10 protein-coding genes are annotated in these 13,726 nt (G+C 69.7%); 6 read left to right on the forward strand and 4 right to left on the reverse strand.

Annotated elements, in window-relative coordinates; genetic code table 11:
- The first annotated feature begins 3 nt into the window (after positions 1 to 3).
- Genes pgsB through ACH45E_RS25840 form a run of 3 tightly spaced genes read left to right on the forward strand, consistent with a single transcriptional unit; the run spans position 4 to position 3,183 of the window.
- A complete protein-coding gene (pgsB, locus tag ACH45E_RS25830) occupies positions 4 to 1,611 on the forward strand; it encodes a poly-gamma-glutamate synthase PgsB (RefSeq protein WP_361440000.1) in 1,608 nt (535 codons plus the stop codon).
- Positions 1,608 to 2,090, forward strand: coding sequence for a poly-gamma-glutamate biosynthesis protein PgsC/CapC (locus ACH45E_RS25835; protein WP_361440002.1), 483 nt, complete (start codon positions 1,608 to 1,610; stop codon positions 2,088 to 2,090). The genes pgsB and ACH45E_RS25835 overlap by 4 nt, the downstream gene beginning before the upstream one ends.
- Positions 2,091 to 2,127: 37 nt before the next feature.
- The gene (locus ACH45E_RS25840) at positions 2,128 to 3,183 is read left to right on the forward strand and encodes an NlpC/P60 family protein (protein ID WP_361440005.1); all 1,056 of its coding nucleotides are present in this window, start codon (positions 2,128 to 2,130) and stop codon (positions 3,181 to 3,183) included.
- Positions 3,184 to 3,249: 66 nt separating this feature from the next.
- On the opposite strand, the gene ACH45E_RS25845 is transcribed toward ACH45E_RS25840, so the two are convergent.
- From ACH45E_RS25845 to ACH45E_RS25860, 4 genes are all read right to left on the reverse strand, one after another.
- Positions 3,250 to 5,379: a 3-hydroxyacyl-CoA dehydrogenase NAD-binding domain-containing protein gene (locus ACH45E_RS25845; protein ID WP_361440008.1), complete on the reverse strand. Its 2,130-nt coding sequence runs from the start codon at positions 5,377 to 5,379 to the stop codon at positions 3,250 to 3,252.
- Complete coding sequence (locus ACH45E_RS25850) at positions 5,376 to 6,596, reverse strand: acetyl-CoA C-acyltransferase (RefSeq protein WP_361440011.1); 1,221 nt, start codon at positions 6,594 to 6,596, stop codon at positions 5,376 to 5,378. Before ACH45E_RS25850 ends, ACH45E_RS25845 begins: the two co-directional genes overlap by 4 nt.
- A 124-nt stretch (positions 6,597 to 6,720) precedes the next feature.
- On the reverse strand, positions 6,721 to 7,758 hold the full coding sequence (locus ACH45E_RS25855; RefSeq protein WP_361440014.1) for a LacI family DNA-binding transcriptional regulator: 1,038 nt from the start codon (positions 7,756 to 7,758) through the stop codon (positions 6,721 to 6,723).
- Positions 7,758 to 10,160, reverse strand: coding sequence for a glycosyl hydrolase 2 galactose-binding domain-containing protein (locus ACH45E_RS25860; protein ID WP_361440017.1), 2,403 nt, complete (start codon positions 10,158 to 10,160; stop codon positions 7,758 to 7,760). The genes ACH45E_RS25855 and ACH45E_RS25860 overlap by 1 nt, the downstream gene beginning before the upstream one ends.
- Before the next feature lie 152 nt (positions 10,161 to 10,312).
- Here ACH45E_RS25860 and ACH45E_RS25865 point away from each other — a divergent pair, with 152 nt between their 5' ends.
- From ACH45E_RS25865 to ACH45E_RS25875, 3 genes are read left to right on the forward strand one after another with little or no spacing between them, the layout of a single operon-like run.
- On the forward strand, positions 10,313 to 11,644 hold the full coding sequence (locus ACH45E_RS25865) for an ABC transporter substrate-binding protein (RefSeq protein ID WP_361440020.1): 1,332 nt from the start codon (positions 10,313 to 10,315) through the stop codon (positions 11,642 to 11,644).
- On the forward strand, positions 11,644 to 12,597 hold the full coding sequence (locus tag ACH45E_RS25870) for a sugar ABC transporter permease (RefSeq protein WP_361440023.1): 954 nt from the start codon (positions 11,644 to 11,646) through the stop codon (positions 12,595 to 12,597). The genes ACH45E_RS25865 and ACH45E_RS25870 overlap by 1 nt, the downstream gene beginning before the upstream one ends.
- Positions 12,594 to 13,424 carry a carbohydrate ABC transporter permease gene (locus ACH45E_RS25875; RefSeq protein ID WP_361440026.1) on the forward strand — a complete coding sequence of 277 codons (831 nt, stop codon included), beginning with the start codon at positions 12,594 to 12,596 and terminating at the stop codon, positions 13,422 to 13,424. Before ACH45E_RS25870 ends, ACH45E_RS25875 begins: the two co-directional genes overlap by 4 nt.
- The last annotated feature ends 302 nt before the right edge of the window (positions 13,425 to 13,726 follow it).

Consider the following 13,726-nt stretch of genomic DNA (forward strand, 5'->3'; position numbering starts at 1 on the left):
CTCGTGCTCTTCCTCTACACCGTGCTGCTGGTGGGCTGCGCGATCATGGTCGTCGCGGGCGTCGTCGAGCAGCGCCGGCACTTCACCAACCTGGACCACATACCCACCCGGGTCCTGATCAACGGCATCCGCGGCAAGTCGTCCATCACCCGGCTGTGCGCGGGTGCGCTGCGCGGCGGCGGCCTGACCACCGTCGCCAAGACGACCGGCACCGCGGCCCGGTTCATCCACCCGGACGCCACCGAGGAGCCCGTCTACCGCAAGTTCGGCATAGCCAACGTCGTCGAGCAGATCGGCATCGTGCGGCGCGCCGCCGCGTACCAGCCGGACGCGCTCGTCATCGAGTGCATGGCCGTCATGCCGGCCCTGCAGGAGATCAACCAGTCCAAGCTGATCCGCTCCACGATCGGCGTGCTGTGCAACGTGCGCGAGGACCACCTCGCCGAGATGGGCCCCACCCTGGACGACGTGGCGCGGTCGCTGTGCCGCTCGATGCCCGAGGACGGCATCTGCGTCACCGCGGAGAAGGAGCGCTTCGACATCCTCCAGGAGGAGGCCGACGCCCGGAACTGCCGGCTCGTCTACGCCGATCCGGAGACGGTCACCGACGAGGAGCTGCGCGGCTTCAGCTGGTTCACCTTCAAGGAGAACGTCGCCATCGCGCTGACCGTCGCCGAACTCCTCGGCGTCGACCGGGCGACGGCTCTGAAGGGCATGTACGAGGCGCCGCCGGACCCGGGTGTCCTCTCCGTCGAGCGCTATCTGACGCCCGAGGGGAAGAAGCTGCGCTTCGCCAACGTCTTCGCGGCCAACGACCCCGAGTCGACGCTGATGAACATCAACCAGCTGCTCGACCTCGGCGCCGTCCACCGCCCGCTCAACGTGGTCATCAACTGCCGCCCCGACCGCGTCGAACGCAACGGTCAGATGGGCGAGATCATCCCCGACCTCGACCCCGAGCACGTCTTCGTCATCGGACACCCGGCCAAGTCCGCCATCGACGCCATCCCCGCCGAGTTCCGCTCGCGCGCCGTCGACCTCGGCGGCGACAAGCGTGACCCGGCGGAGTTCATGGCCCGGATGCTGGAATCACTCGCCCCGGACTCCTCGCTGGTGGCGATCGGCAACATCCACGGCCAGGGCGAGATCCTGCTGGAGCACCTGGCCGAACTCCCCCCGGACGAGAGTGCCGACGAGCCGGTGGCCGCGGCCCCGGCCGGCCGCGCCGGAGCGGAGTCCGCCGTGGTCGAGCACGTCGAGACCATCCAGCTGTACGCGCCCCGCATCGACCCCTACCAGGGGTATTCGGAGGCGTACGAGTCGCGCTACGCACAGCAGCCGTACGTCCAGCAGCCTTACGTCCAACAGTCGTACGTCCAGCAACCCCCCGTGCACCAGGAACCCGTGCACCAGGACACCGCGAACATGTACGCGGAGCAGCAGCAGGCGGGCCAGGCGGGATACGACCGGCCGTACCCGGACGACGCCTGGACGCAGACCCAGCAGTACCCCGGTCAGGCCCCGCAGCGCGGGCTGTTCGAGCCCCGCGTTCCTCCCCAGCCCTCCGCCGACGACAGCCAGCAGTGGCACAGCCCAGGAGAACAGCGTTGATCCCCTCCGTCCTCACCCCCGAGATCGCCGCGATCGGCATCGGCCTGGGGCTGATGTTCTCCCTGATGTGCTACCTGACGACCAACCTGTCGCCGGGCGGGATGATCACCCCGGGCTGGCTCGCGCTCACCCTCATCGAGGACCTGCAGCGGGCCGCCCTGGTGGTCGGCGTGACCGTGCTGACGTACCTCGTCACGCTGCTGATGCAGAAGTTCGTGATCCTGTACGGCAAGCGGCTGTTCGCGGCCGTCGTGCTCAGCGGCGTGCTCATCCAGGCCACCGTGATCATCGTGCTGCAGATGGAGTTCCCGCTGCTGTACGCCAACCAGACGCTCGGGTTCATCGTCCCGGGCCTGATCGGCTACCAGCTGGTCCGCCAGCCCAAGGGCGCGACGCTGCTGTCCGTCGGATCGGTCACCCTCGCCACCTATGTGGTGCTGACCGCCGGCATCCTGCTGGGCGCTCTGCCGTCCGCCTGAGCCCGCACCTTCCCGAAGCAATCCTGGAGCCCTCACCATGCCGAAACGCAAAGGCCGCCCCGTCGTCCACGCGGTGACGGTGCTGTCGCTGCTCGCGGGCAGCGCGTACTTCACCTACGAACTGCGCAAGGACGAACAGGCGAAGGTCCCGGCCGCGCAGACGGTCACCGACAACGCCCTGCGGAACTCCGGCAAGGCGACCGGCAAGCAGACCTGGGAGCGGCTGAACGACCCGGCGCGCTCGGTACTGCGCGACGGCAAGGGCGCGGTCATCGCCACCTTCACCGACGGCGCCCGCACGGCCACCCTCAAGGGCCCCTCGCGGACCTTCGGCGAACCGGCCAACACCAGCACCAAGGTGGTCACCGACGACTGGGTCCGCCTCATGCCGGAGCCCTGGGTCAAGGGCGCCCAGAACCAGCAGTGGTTCAAGGACTGGTTCAAGAAGTACTCGGGCAGTCAGGAGGACGACATCTTCGCGATCGCCTTCCAGTACGTGCAGGGCGTGCCGGTGAAGAAGGACTCCGCGGGCGTGCCGTACGCCGGTGACGCGGTGTTCGGCCCGTACAAGGCGGACGGCGTGGACCGCCTGGAGCAGAACGATTTCTACGACTACCTCGGCATCTCGTACACCTTCCGCAACGGCACCACGATGTACCCGCGCAAGGAGCGCTACCGCGCGCTGGACTGCTCCGGCTTCATGCGGATGGTGTGGGGCTACCGCGCCCGCTACCCGCTGATGGCCACGAACACCTCGGGCGACGGCCTGCCCCGCTCGGCCGACGGCATGGCCCGCGCCAAGGCCGGCGTCGACATCATCAAGCTCCAGGGCCCCTCGCCCTGGTACACCCGGCCGAAGAACACGGACATGCTCCAGCCGGGCGACCTGCTGTTCTTCAAGATGGACCACCGCACCGGCAACCACATCGACCACGTGGCCCTCTACCTGGGGCTGGACACCGAGGGCCACAAGGTCTTCCTCTCCAGCCGCAAGGAGCAGAACGGCCCCACGATGGGGGACACGGGCGGCGTCTCCCGCATCGACGGCAACGGCTTCTACGCCCAGCTGTTCCGCAGCGCCAAACGCCTCTGAACAGGCGACACGCCGATGCCCGGCACACCAGTCGGTGTGCCGGGCATCGGGTTGGTGCGGAGGCGGCTACGCCGGGACGCTCGCCGCGCCCGGGGCCAGGAACTTCTTGCCGTTCACGCGCTCCGAGACGCCCTCGCGGTCCAGGTACGGCGTGATGCCGCCCAGGTGGAAGGGCCAGCCGGCGCCGGTGATGAGGCAGAGGTCGATGTCCTGGGCCTCGGCGACGACGCCCTCGTCGAGCATGAGGCCGATCTCCTGGGCCACCGCGTCGAGGACGCGGGCGCGGACCTGCTCCTCGGTCAGGACGGTGTCGCCCTGCTTGAGCAGCGCGGCGACCTCCGGGTCGAGCTCGGGCTTGCCGCTGTCGTAGACGTAGAAGCCGCGCTTGCCGGCCTTGACGACGGCGGCGAGGTTCGCGGAGACCGTGAAGCGGTCCGGGAAGGCCCGGTTGAGGGTCTCCGAGACGTGCAGGCCGATCGCCGGGCCGACCAGCTCCAGCAGGACCAGCGGGGACATCGGCAGGCCCAGGGGCTCCACCGCCTTCTCCGCGATCTCGACCGGAGTGCCCTCGTCGATGACGTTCTGGATCTCGCCCATGAAGCGGGTCAGGATGCGGTTCACGACGAACGCCGGGGCGTCCTTCACCAGAACCGCGGTCTTCTTCAGCTTCTTGGCCACCGCGAAGGCGGTCGCGAGCGAGGCGTCGTCCGTCTGCTCGCCGCGGACGATCTCCAGGAGGGGGAGGACCGCCACCGGGTTGAAGAAGTGGAAGCCGACGACCCGCTCGGGGTGCTTCAGCTTCGACGCCATCTCCGTCACCGAGAGGGAGGAGGTGTTGGTGGCGAAGATCGCGTGCGCCGGGGCGACCGCCTCGACCTCCGCGAACACCTGCTGCTTGACGCCGATCTCCTCGAAGACGGCCTCGATGACGAAGTCCGCGTCCGAGAAGCCCTCGGCCTTGTCCAGGACGCCGGTCACCAGCGCCTTGAGGCGGTTGGCCTTGTCCTGGTTGACGCGGCCCTTGCCGAGCAGCTTGTCGATCTCGGCGTGGACGTAGCCCACACCCTTGTCGACGCGCTCCTGGTCGATGTCCGTGAGGACGACCGGGACCTCCAGGCGGCGCAGGAACAGCAGGGCGAGCTGCGAGGCCATCAGGCCCGCGCCGACCACGCCGACCTTCGTCACCGGGCGGGCCAGGCTCTTGTCCGGGGCACCCGCCGGGCGCTTGCCGCGCTTCTGGACGAGGTTGAACGCGTAGATGCCCGCGCGCAGTTCGCCGCCCATGATGAGGTCGGCCAGCGCGACGTCCTCGGCGTCGTAGCCCTGCTGCAGGTCGCCGTTCTTGGCGGCGGCGATGATGTCGAGGGCGCGGTAGGCGGCCGGGGCCGCGCCGTGCACCTTGGAGTCCGCGATGAAGCGGCCCTTGGCGACGGCCTGGTCCCAGGCCTCGCCGCGGTCGATCGCCGGGCGCTCGACGACGATCTCGCCCTTGAGGACGGTCGCCGTCCAGATGAGGGACTGCTCCAGGAAGTCGGCGCCCTCGAAGATCGCGTCGGCGATCCCGAGCTCGTACACCTGCTTGCCCTTGAGCTGCTTGTTCTGGTTGAGGCTGTTCTCGATGATGACCGAGACGGCCTTCTCGGCGCCGATCAGGTTCGGCAGCAGCGCGCAGCCGCCCCAGCCGGGTACCAGGCCGAGGAAGACCTCGGGGAGGGAGAAGGCGGGGATGGCCGCGGACACCGTGCGGTAGGCGCAGTGCAGGCCGACCTCGACGCCACCGCCCATCGCCGCGCCGTTGTAGTACGCGAAGGTGGGGACCGCGAGCCCCGACAGCCGCTTGAAGACCTCGTGGCCGCCCTTGCCGATGGCCAGCGCGTCCTTGTGCTCCTTCAGCAGCTCGACGCCCTTGAGGTCGGCGCCGACCGCGAAGATGAACGGCTTGCCGGTGATGCCGACGCCGACGATCTCGCCGTCCGCGGCCTCCTTCTCCACCTGGTCGATCGCGGTGCTCAGGTTCGCGAGCGAGGCCGGGCCGAAGGTGGTCGGCTTGGTGTGGTCGAAGCCGTTGTCCAGGGTGATGAGGGCGAAGCGCCCGGCGCCCAGGGGGAGGTCGAAGTGGCGTACGTGCGCCTGCGTGACGACCTCGTCAGGGAACAGCTCGGCCGCGCCCTTCAGGAGTTCAGCGGTGGTGCTCACTTGTCGCCTCCGTCGAAGTGCGGGTTCTCCCAGATGACCGTCGCGCCCATGCCGAAGCCGACGCACATGGTGGTCAGGCCGTAGCGGACGTGCGGCTGCTCCTCGAACTGGCGGGCCAGCTGCGTCATCAGACGGACGCCGGAGGAGGCCAGCGGGTGGCCGTAGGCGATGGCGCCGCCGTACTGGTTGACGCGCGCGTCGTCGTCGGCGATGCCGTAGTGGTCGAGGAGGGCCAGGACCTGGACGGCGAAGGCCTCGTTGATCTCGAAGAGGTTGATGTCCTCGATCGACAGGCCCGCCTTGGCGAGGGCCTTCTCCGTGGCGGGGATCGGGCCGTAGCCCATGACCTCCGGCTCCACGCCCGCGAAGGCGTAGGACACCAGGCGCATCTTGACCGGCAGGCCGTTCTCGCGGGCGAAGTCCTCGCTGGCGATGATCGAGGCGGTGGCGCCGTCGTTCAGACCGGCCGCGTTGCCGGCGGTGACCCGGCCGTGGACGCGGAACGGGGTCTTGAGACCCGAGAGGTTCTCCAGGGTCGTGCCCGGGCGCATCGGCTCGTCGGCGGTGACCAGGCCCCAGCCCGTCTCGCCGCCTTCCGGGCTGGTGCGGCGCACCGAGATCGGCACCAGGTCGGCCTGGATCTTGCCGTTGGCGTACGCCTTGGCGGCCTTCTCCTGGGAGCGCACGGCGTATTCGTCGGCGCGCAGCTTGGTGATCTGCGGGTACCGGTCGTGCAGGTTCTCGGCGGTCATGCCCATGAACAGGGCGGACTCGTCGACCAGCTTCTCCGACACGAAGCGCGGGTTGGGGTCCACGCCCTCGCCCATCGGGTGGCGGCCCATGTGCTCGACACCACCGGCGATGACGGCGTCGTACGCGCCGAACGCGATCGAACCGGCCGTGGTGGTCACGGCGGTCAGCGCGCCGGCGCACATGCGGTCGATGGAGTAGCCGGGGACCGACTGGGGCAGACCGGCGAGGATGCCGGCGGTGCGGCCCAGGGTCAGGCCCTGGTCGCCGATCTGGGTGGTCGCGGCGATGGCGACCTCGTCGATCTTCTTCGGGTCGAGCCCGGGGTTGCGGCGCAGCAGCTCCCGGATCGCCTTCACGACGAGGTCGTCGGCACGGGTCTCGTGGTAGATGCCCTTCGGGCCCGCCTTGCCGAACGGGGTGCGGACGCCGTCTACGAAGACGACGTCCCTGATGGTACGAGGCACGATGGCTCTCCTCCAGGGTGCGGGATGGCACTGCTGCGGCACGCAAGCGCTGAGCGCGCGCTCAGCCCCCATGCTACTTATGGGTAACGTAGCTGCCCAGTCCCGTCGGCCCAAGCGGCGAAGGTCACACCGACGGTGGTGCCGTCGACCCCCTCGGCGTCAGCACCGGAGTCGGGACCGGATGGTGTCCCGGACCCTCGCCCGTGATCACCCCGAACAGCGTACGGGCCGCGTCCGCGCCGAAGCCGTGCACGTCATGGCTCATCGCGGAGAGGGTGGGATGGGTCAGCCGGCACAGCTGGGAGTCGTCCCAGGCCAGCAGGGACACGTCGGCGGGCACCTTCAGGCCCATCTCGGCGGCCACCGAGAGACCGGCCACCGCCATGATGTCGTTGTCGTAGACGATCGCGGTCGGCCGGTCCGGGGGCGCGGCGGTCAGCAGCGAGCGGGTCGCCCGGGCGCCGGCCTCGCCCGAGTAGTCGGTGGTGGCCTGCCAGGCACCGGCGAGGTCCAGGGCGCGGGCCGCCTCGTCGAAGGCGGCCGTGCGCATCGCGGTGTGCCCGAGGGCCGCCGCGCCGCCGACCCGGGCGATCCGCCGGTGCCCCAGCGCGGCGAGGTAGCGCACGGCCTCCTTGACGGCGGTGGCGTCGTCCGTCCACACGGAGGTGAGCCCGCCGGTCAGCGAGGGGTGCCCGACCGCCACCACCGGCAGGCCGAGCCGCTCGGCCACCGCCGGCCTCGGGTCGTCCGCCCCGAAGTCCACCAGGATCGACCCGCCGATCTGCCGCCCCTTCCACCAGGACTCCAGCAGACCGGCCTCCTCCCGTACGTTTCGTACGAGCCTGAGCAGCAGTGAGCAGGACCGCTCGGTCAGCACGCTCTCCACGCCCGAGATGAACTCCATGTAGAAGGGCTCGAGCCCCAGCATCTGCGCCGGCCGGCAGATCGCCAGCCCCACCACGTCCACCCGGGCCCCGGCGAGCGACCGCGCGGTGAGGTTCGGCGCCCAGCCCAGTTCCCGCGCGGCGGCGAAGATCCGGTCCCGGGTGGCCTCCGACAGCCCCGGCTTGTGGTTGACGGCCAGCGACACCGCGCCCTTGGACACCCCGGCGCGCGCGGCGACGTCCTTGATGGTGACGCGGGGCGTCGGCGTCGCTGTCATCAGGATGGCTCCACGCAGTACAGGGCGGCCCGGGCGGCGGCCGCGTCAGGAGTCTTCCAGCCCCGCACGCCGATCGTGACCCGTTCCCCGGGAAGCAGCGTGACCAGCCCGCGGTCCGCCCGCGCCGCAGGGTCCAGCCGGTCGGCCTGCAGCAGCAGGTCCCGTACGAGGGTACGGGCCGTCACCGTCACCGCACCCGGCGCCACCGACACCTCGAACTCCGGCCACGGGTAAGGGATTTCGCGGTCGGGGGCCGGGAAGTACAGGGCCCGCAGCCCTCCCCCGCTCTCGACTTCGCTCGAGCGGGGGGACCCCCATGCCTCGGCGACCAGGAACTCCTTCGGCCCGGCCGGCCTGAGTTCCCTCGGTACCCCGATCTCCGCCACCGCCCGCGCCCCGGCCGCCAGCGCCATGCTCGCCCCGCCGACCACCACGCCGTCGACGGTCATCCGGCGCAGCGTCACCGACCCCGTCCACTCCTCGGCGGCCTGGTTGACGGCGGCCAGCACCAGCCCGTCCGCCCGCGGCCGCAGCGTCAGCAGCCGGTCGGCGTACAGCCGCCGCAGCTCGTGGTACAGCGGCTTCTCCCGCCCGTCGCCGTCGATCGCCGCCCAGGAGGTCACCGGCCAGCAGTCGTTGAGCTGCCAGACGACCGTGCCCGCGCACACCGGCCAGTGCGACCGCCAGTGCTCGATCCCGGCGGCCACCGCCCGCGCCTGGTTGACCTGGGTGAGGTAGTGCCAGCGGTCGAAGTCCCCTTCGGGCAGGGTGAAATGACGGGCGAGGCCGCGCTCCAGCTTGCCGTTGCCGTCGTCCGCCTTCTGGTGGTGCAGCATGCCGGGGGAGTCCGATGCGAGGTCCTCACCGGGCAGCGCGCGCCGCAGCGTCGCGTATGCCGGCGGTGCCTGCCAGCCGAACTCGGCCACGAAACGCGGCACGTTCAGCCCGTAGTCCGCGTAGTCCTCCCGGTTCCACACCTCCCACGAGTGATGCGTGCCGTGCGCCGGGTCGTTCGGGTGGTGATCCCAGGACCCCGACCACGGGCTGCCCGCCGTGTACGGCCGCGTCGGGTCCAACTCGGCGACCACACGCGGCAGCAGCCCCAGGTAGTACCCCTCGCCCCAGGAGTCCCCGGCCAGCCGCCGCTCCCAGCCCCAGTCCCTGAAGCCCCACAGGTTCTCGTTGTTGCCGTTCCACAGCACCAGCGACGGATGCGGCATCAGCCGTACGACGTTCTCCCGGGCCTCCGCCTCCACCTCCCCGCGCAGCGGCTGCTCCTCCGGATAGGCCGCGCAGGCGAACGGGAAGTCCTGCCAGACCATGAGCCCCAGCTCGTCGCAGGCGTCGTAGAAGTCCTCGCTCTCGTAGATCCCGCCGCCCCACACCCGCACCAGGTCCACGCCCGCCGCGGCGGCCTGCCCGAGCCGCTCCCGGTAGCGCTCACGGGTGACGCGGGAGGGGAGGACGTCGTCCGGGATCCAGTTCACGCCTCGCGCGAACAGCGGCTCCCCGTTGACGACGAGCGTGAAGCCGGTGCCGTGCCGGTCGGGCCGGCGGTCCAGCCCGACCGTGCGGAAGCCGATCCGGCGATGCCAGGTGTCGAGCACCCCGTCATCGTGCGCCAGCGTCAACTCCAGGTCGTACAGCGGCTGTTCCCCGTATCCCCGAGGCCACCACAGCCGCACCTCCGGTACCCGGAGCCGTACGACCCCACGCGTACCGTCGACCTCGGCGCGCGCCGTCCGCCCGCCCACCCGGGCCTGAACGGCGAGCCGTGCCTCCACCCGGGTCCGCTCGACGTCCACCCGCAACTCGACGACACCCGTGCCCTGTTCGACGGTCACCAGGGGCCGCACCCGGCTGATCCGCGCGGTGGACCAGCGCTCCAGCCGCACCGGCCGCCAGATGCCCGCCGTGACCAGCGTGGGCCCCCAGTCCCAGCCGAAGGAGCAGGCCATCTTGCGGATGTACTGGTACGGCTCGGCATAGGCGGCGGGCCGCTCGCCCAGCCGTTCGCGGACGGCCTCGGCCTCGGTGTAGGCGGAGGCGAAACGCACCGCCAGCGGACCCGTTGCCCCCGTGACGTCGAAGCGGTGGGAGCGGTGCATGTTCCGCACCCGGCCGAGGAGTTGACCGCCGAGCGTGATCTCGGCAGCGGTGTCGAGGCCGTCGAAGACGAGATCGGTCTGCTCGTGCGCGGACGCCTCCCGCAACTCCCTCTCGTACGTCCACTCCCGCCGCCCGACCCAGGCCACCTCCACCTCGTTCCGCCCGAGGAACGGGTCCGGGATCACCCCGGCCGCGAGCAGATCGGTGTGCACGCACCCCGGCACCCGGGCGGGCAGCGCCTCCCCTTCGTGCCGCAGGATCCAGCCCTCGGTGAGCGGTGTGGCCTCCAGCATGCGCACTCCCTAAACCGGTCTACACACGGGATTGGACGTACTTCTGCAGCCTTGGCGGGATTGGGACTTTACCGGTTGAGGAAAGCGCTGTCAGAGTGCCGAATCAGCCAACTCGCACGTGCTCTTCCGTCCCGAGAACGGAGTTGACGCACATGAACCGCCGTACGCACCGAAGCCCCATCCTCGCCACGGCCGCGGGAGCCGCCCTGCTGCTGGCGGGCTGCACCGGTACGGGAGGCTCGACGAAGGGCGCCGACGCCAAGGCGCCCGACGACCCGGCGAAGGTGAGCGGGACCATCACGGTCCTCACCCAGCGGACCGACCTCGTGCAGGACGGCACGATGAAGAAGTACGCCGCCGAGTTCAACAAGACGTACCCGAAGGTGCAGGTCAAGTTCCAGGCCCTCACCAACTACGAGTCCGAAGTCAAGATCCGCATGAACACGGAGAACTACGGCGACGTCCTGATGATCCCCGCGGTGATCAAGAAGAGCGACTACCCGAAGTTCTTCGCCTCGCTCGGCACCCAGGCGGAGCGTGCCAAGAAGTACCGGTTCACCGACTTCACCACCGTCGGCGGCAAGGTATACGGCCAGAGCCCGATCGGCGTTACCCCCGGCTTCGTCTACAACAAGCGGGTCTGGAAGGAGGCCGGCGTCACCAAGTGGCCCACCACCCCGGCCGAGTTCCTCGACGACCTGAAGGCGATCAGGTCGAAGACCGGCGCGACCCCGTACTACACCAACTTCGCCGCCCAATGGCCGCTGACCTCCTGGACGTTCGTCAACGGCTCGGTGCACTGCGACACCGGGGCGACCACCAAGCTCGCCGAGGGCGACCCCTGGGCGGCGGGCGCCGATCTGCGCGTCGGGGACCGGCTCCTGTACGACATCGTGCACGACGGGCTCGCCGAGAAGGACCCGACGACCACCAACTGGGAGGCGTCCAAGCCCCAGTTGGCCAAGGGCAAGATCGCCACGGAATGGCTCGGCACCTGGGCGGTCATCCAGTTCCAGGACGCAGCGAAGAAGGCGGGCACCGACCCCGGCGACATCGGCTTCATGCCCTTCCCGGCCCAGGTGGGCGGCAAGTTCTGCGCGGTCGTCGGCCCCGACTACAACCAGGCCGTCAACGTCCACTCCGCGCACAAGGAGGCGGCCCGCGCCTGGATCGACTGGTTCACCGACAAGTCCGGCTACGACAAGGACAACCTGGCGATCTCCCCGCTGAAGGACGCGCCCCTGCCCACCGTCCTGAAGCCGTACGAGGACGCCGGCGTCAAGCTGATCGAACTCGACGACTCCGCGGGCGCCAAGCTCAAGCTCGTCGACGACCAGTCGGAGGTCGGCATCTACAAGCCCGACTACCGCCAGGACCTGGTCGACCTCGCGCGCGGCGCGAAGAGCGGCAGCCTCGACGACTTCCTGAACGGCCTCACCAAGAAGTGGACCGCAGCCCAGAAGACCGTGGGATCGGGCTCCTGATGACGGACACCACCCAGAAGGCGGACCGAGAGGTGAGCACGGCTCCCGCCGGCCCGGCCCCCGTCCCGCAACCCGCGCCCCGCCGGGCGCGGGTCTGGCGGACGGTGACCCCCTGGCTGTTCCTGCTCGCCCCGCTCGCCCTCCTGATCACCTTCACCTACGCGCCGATCGCCAACATGGTCGCCTACAGCTTCACCGACTGGGACGGCGTCAGCCCGGAACTGCACTACACGGGCACCGGGAACTACACCGAACTCTTCACCCGCCCCGACCTCTTCGAGGTCTTCTTCGTCAGCGGCTACTACCTGGCCGCATCCGCCGTCCAGATCGTCGCCGCCCTCTACTTCGCGACCGTCCTGAGCTTCGACGTCCGCTTCCGGAACTTCTTCAAGGGCGTGCTCTTCTTCCCGTACCTGATCAACGGGGTGGCGATCGGCTTCGTCTTCCTCTACTTCTTCCAGGACGGCGGCACCCTGGACTCGGTGCTGAGCCTGTTCGGCGCGCACTCCCACCACGCCTGGCTGGGCACGCCCGTCTCGGCGAACCTCTCCCTCGCGGGCGTCTCCGTCTGGCGCTACCTCGGCCTGAACTTCGTCCTCTTCCTCGGCGCGATCCAGTCCATCCCGGGGGAGCTGTACGAGGCGGCCGAGCTGGACGGCGCGAACCGCTGGCAGCAGTTCCGCCACATCATCGCGCCCGGCATCAAGCCGGTGGTGACCCTGACCGTGATCCTCTCGGTCTCCGGGTCGCTGTCCGCCTTCGACATCCCGTACATCATGACCGGCGGCGCGACCGGCACCGAGACCTTCGTGATCCAGACCGTGAAGCTGGCCTTCCAGTTCAACAAGACGGGGCTCGCCTCGGCTGCCGCGATCGTCCTGCTGCTGATCGTGCTGGCGGTGACCTGGCTGCAACGGCGGCTGGTCCCGGACGACAAGGTGGACCTCGTATGACGCGCCGTATCGTCGCCCGCACCCTGGTGTACCTGTCGCTGATCACCGCGACGGTGGTCGTCCTGCTCCCGCTGGGCGCCGTCCTCCTGACGTCCCTGAAGACCCCGGACGAGATGGCGGACGACAGCGGGGCCCTCGCCGCCCCCCACGACCTGTTCAACTTCCACAACTACGTGACGGCGTTCCAGGACGGCGGAATGCTCAGGGCCCTCGGCAACACGGCCTTCATCCTGGTCTTCGCCATCGGCGGCACCGTACTGATCGGCTCGATGACGGCCTACGCCATCGACCGCTTCACCTTCCGCTTCAAGAAGCTGGTGGTGGCCCTGTTCCTGCTGGCCGCGCTGGTCCCCGGTGTGACCACCCAGGTGGCCACCTTCCAGATCGTCAACAGCTTCGGCCTCTTCGACACCCGCTGGGCGCCGATCCTGCTCTACATGGGCACGGACATCGTCTCGATCTACATCTTCCTCCAGTTCGTCAGGTCGATCCCGGTCTCCCTGGACGAGGCCGCCCGCCTGGACGGCGCCAGTGCCTTCACGATCTACCGGAAGATCATCTTCCCGCTGCTGAAACCCGCGACGGCGACCGTGGTGATCGTGAAGGGGATCACCGTCTACAACGACTTCTACATCCCCTTCCTCTACATGCCGTCCCAGGATCTTGGCGTGATCTCGACGTCCCTGTTCCGCTTCCGCGGCCCCTTCGGCGCCCACTGGGAGACGATCTCGGCCGGAGCGGTACTGGTGATCCTCCCGACCCTGATCGCCTTCCTGGCCCTGCAGCGCTTCATCTACAACGGCTTCATGAGAGGCGCGACAAGATGACGCGCCCCGAGGTGACGCGCCCCAAAGGGGCGCGGGGCTGTATCGATATGCGGCTCCGCCGCGTGGGCGCGACCAGCCACGAACAACCCGCAGCCGCCGCACAACAGAACCCTCAACGGCGACTAGGGGCTGTCTGACAATTCCCGTCGTCCGCCCGAAGGGCGGGCCCCGCGGCGGCGATGGGGGTCCCCCCGCGCGAGCGCGTTCGAGCGTGGGGGAGCGTGCGATCGCAAGGCGCCGGAGCGCCCTCGTGGCGGAGCCACGTGGGCGGTTCGGCAACGCGGCATGGGGGTCCCCCCGCG

Source organism: Streptomyces sp. NPDC020299, assembly GCF_044387825.1.
Classification (GTDB): Bacteria; Actinomycetota; Actinomycetes; order Streptomycetales; family Streptomycetaceae; genus Streptomyces.

What these genes read in the sequence shown, in the direction of transcription:
- ACH45E_RS25855 (WP_361440014.1), bottom strand. Translation starts at nt 7,758, where the DNA reads ATGACAGCGACGCCGACGCCCCGCGTCACCATCAAGGACGTCGCCGCG.
- ACH45E_RS25865 (WP_361440020.1), top strand. Translation starts at nt 10,313, where the DNA reads ATGAACCGCCGTACGCACCGAAGCCCCATCCTCGCCACGGCCGCGGGA.
- ACH45E_RS25840 (WP_361440005.1), top strand. Translation starts at nt 2,128, where the DNA reads ATGCCGAAACGCAAAGGCCGCCCCGTCGTCCACGCGGTGACGGTGCTG.
- ACH45E_RS25875 (WP_361440026.1), top strand. Translation starts at nt 12,594, where the DNA reads ATGACGCGCCGTATCGTCGCCCGCACCCTGGTGTACCTGTCGCTGATC.
- ACH45E_RS25870 (WP_361440023.1), top strand. Translation starts at nt 11,644, where the DNA reads ATGACGGACACCACCCAGAAGGCGGACCGAGAGGTGAGCACGGCTCCC.
- ACH45E_RS25860 (WP_361440017.1), bottom strand. Translation starts at nt 10,160, where the DNA reads ATGCTGGAGGCCACACCGCTCACCGAGGGCTGGATCCTGCGGCACGAA.